The organism is Variovorax sp. WDL1 (assembly GCF_001541225.1).
Taxonomy (GTDB): domain Bacteria; phylum Pseudomonadota; class Gammaproteobacteria; order Burkholderiales; family Burkholderiaceae_C; genus Variovorax.
On sequence record NZ_LMTS01000205.1, the window covers coordinates 1 to 2624 of the forward strand.

General features: G+C 68.6%; 3 protein-coding genes and 1 pseudogene. All 4 read right to left on the bottom strand.

Going from position 1 to position 2624, the window contains the following annotated elements; translation table 11 throughout:
• The coding region (locus tag APY03_RS26685; RefSeq protein ID WP_157103465.1) for an STY4526/YPO1902 family pathogenicity island replication protein at nt 1-310 on the bottom strand (310 nt) is incomplete at its 3' end.
• A gap of 15 nt (nt 311-325) precedes the next feature.
• A complete protein-coding gene (locus tag APY03_RS26690) occupies nt 326-1987 on the bottom strand; it encodes a ParB family protein (protein WP_068681654.1) in 1662 nt (553 codons plus the stop codon).
• The gene (locus APY03_RS26695) at nt 1980-2249 is read right to left on the bottom strand and encodes a hypothetical protein (protein ID WP_068681655.1); all 270 of its coding nucleotides are present in this window, start codon (nt 2247-2249) and stop codon (nt 1980-1982) included. Before APY03_RS26695 ends, APY03_RS26690 begins: the two co-directional genes overlap by 8 nt.
• A pseudogene (locus APY03_RS44530) lies at nt 2233-2624 on the bottom strand (ParA family protein); the annotation flags it as partial. The gene APY03_RS26695 and the pseudogene APY03_RS44530, both read right to left, overlap by 17 nt.

Here is a 2624-nt window from a genome sequence, read left to right on the forward strand (position 1 = left end):
GGGTCAGGCCATAGAAGCGGCTGACCATCTCCGTGCTGGCGCCCAGGCGCAACATGCGATCGACCGTGGCGATTTCCTTCTCCACGTCCTGCGCCTGCTTGAGCAGCCGCCGGAGCACTTCGCGGTTGACGGTCACCGAGCACCAGGAGACGTTGGCGTTGGCCAGCACGCTGATCAGCGCAGGATGCTTGAGGGCGTCCAGGTCTTCCTCGCCAAACCCCATCAGCTTGCAGCGGCGCAGTTGCCCATTGCGCAGGTCGTAGAGGGCCTGGGCGATGACGGCCTGGTTGAGTGGGTGTGGTGCGGACATGCTGGCCTCCCTTGCTCAGGTTCCAGAACTCGCCGCGTCGGCTTCCAGGTCGCGCAGGCGCCGGGCCAGCCGCAGCAGCCGGAACAGCTTGACCAGCGCGGTGTCGCTCAATCGACGGGCTCCGGTGCTGCCACTTTGGCCCTGACCGTGAAGCAACCCCGGCAGGTCGATGACGACCTGCCCGTCGTCCAGGCCGACGTCGGCGGGCTGCTGACCGGCCAGGCAGGCCAGCAGCGCGAGGACGGCACGGCCACGCGACGCTGGGGCCTGGGTGTGGGCACGGCATGCGAAGCCGATGCCGTCGGGGCGGTCATCGATGCACTCGTCCAGCTCTGCCTCGTGCGCGATCTCGCGGGCGAACTGCGCGATGTGGATGCGCAAGCGGTCCGGCGTGTCCAGGCCGGGATCGATGTACCAGACATCGGAGATCGGATAGAGCCCACCGGCCTGCACCGGGATGGACTGCAGGACGCTCGCCGAAAAATCGGGCGGCAGCGCATCACCCAACTGATCGGCGAGCATGCGCTGGATGGACTGAAGCCGTTCGGTCGTCGGCGCCGGCGAGACGATGTGCTCGGCAAGTAGATCGCTGGCCGCCGTGGGGCTGGCCATGCCTGCCTGGTTGGCATCCGCGTCGCTCTCGCGCATCGAGGGGGCAGTCGCTGGCGGGTCTGCAGGCGGTGCAGGCATCGCGGCGGGCGGCGCGGTTACGGCTGGTGGACGCGCGACGGCCCCCGGATCAGGCAAGGCGGGCGGCTTCGAGGGCGGCGTCGGGTCGCTGACCAAGGCGCGTTGGCGGCTCTCGGATTCGGTCATGTCCAGGGCGAGCACGTCGTAGTCGATGCCCAGCAGTTCGGCCATCTGCCCGATCAGCTCGTCCTGCACGCGCTGCGAGGAGAATTCGTCGGCCTGAACATCAAACTGCGACAGCACCTCCTGGAAGAAGTCGTCGAAGTCCTGAGCCAGAGAGCGGCCCTTGGAGTAGTGCTCCCAGGTGCGCTCGCTGGCCTTGCGCATGACCGACAGCCGTTCGACCTGGTGGCGCCCCAGTCCGGCATAGAGCACGGTCGGGATCGCCGGCAGCAGGTAGCGCACGGCGTCGGCCATCCGGCTGATGTGCGACTGCTGCACGGGGTATCCGTCGGCGGCCAAGCGGCGGGCCAGTTCGGACTGGCTCAGCGGGATGCCGCTTTCCAGCTCGTAGAACTCGCGCGCCTTCTCCACGCCCAGGGCTCGCTCGATGAAGGTGAGACCGCCGCGCAGTTCGTTTTCCGCGAGATGCCCGGTCAGCGCGACGATCTCGCCGCGCTCGGGCCACGGGCGGAACAGGCACGATATGCGGAAAAAGCGCTCGTCCTTGGTCTCCGACCACAGTTCGCGCAGGATCGCCAGTCGCGTATTGCCGCCGTTGCGGATGATGTAGTGGTCCTCGCCTGGACGCCGGGTGATGGCCGGTGCGGCATCCAGGCCGCGCTCGCGGATCGATGCCTTGATTTCCTCATAGGCCGAATTGCGCTTCTTGCGCGGGTCGTGGTCGTAGGGACGCAACTGGTCCAGCGTCACGACCATGGGCGTGTCGGCGATCGGATCGCTCAAGGCCGTGGCCGGTGGGCCGTTGCGCTCGAACCCGGCGGCGAGCAGCTTGCCGGCCATGTCCTGCGAGGTCATGTCAGCCATGGCCGTACCCCTCGCAGTCCCCGCGACTGCCGGCTGGCGCCATGCGGGCCTCCCGCTCGGCGCGACGGATCTGCGCACGGGCGTTCAATTCGGCCCGGTGGTCGCTCGCGGTCGAGCTGGTGTAGATCGCGGCGCAGCCGGCCTTGGTGAACTTGAGGTGCCCGCCGCGCGTGCGCTTGACGTGCCAGCCTTCGCCCACCGCGAACTCGATCAGGGCGCGCAGCCGCTTGTGGCCGCGCGCCAGCTCATGTGCGTTCGCCATGGGGCCTCCCAGTATCAAGAGGACGTGGCGGGCGACCGGACACTGCGGCAAATCTGTCCAGCCATTGCGGGAACAGCTCGCTGGCGAGCACGCGCATCGTGGCGAGCGCGGCCGGCGCGACTCTGCCGAGTGGCTGGCGGTGCTCGACCCGATGCACCGGCAGGCCGCGCGTCGCGGCGCGCGGATAGGCTTCGATGGCTGGCACGTCGGTGGCGAGCACGCGGATGCCGGCGTGGTCCTGGAACAGGTCGCGCAAGGCCTGCTGGATCAGCCGCGCGTTGGCGGACACCGGGTGGACGCGGTTGATGAGCAGGTGCAGCGGCGGCGGTTCGATGCCCAGGTGCCGGTACGGCGCAATGTCTTCGAGCAACTGCA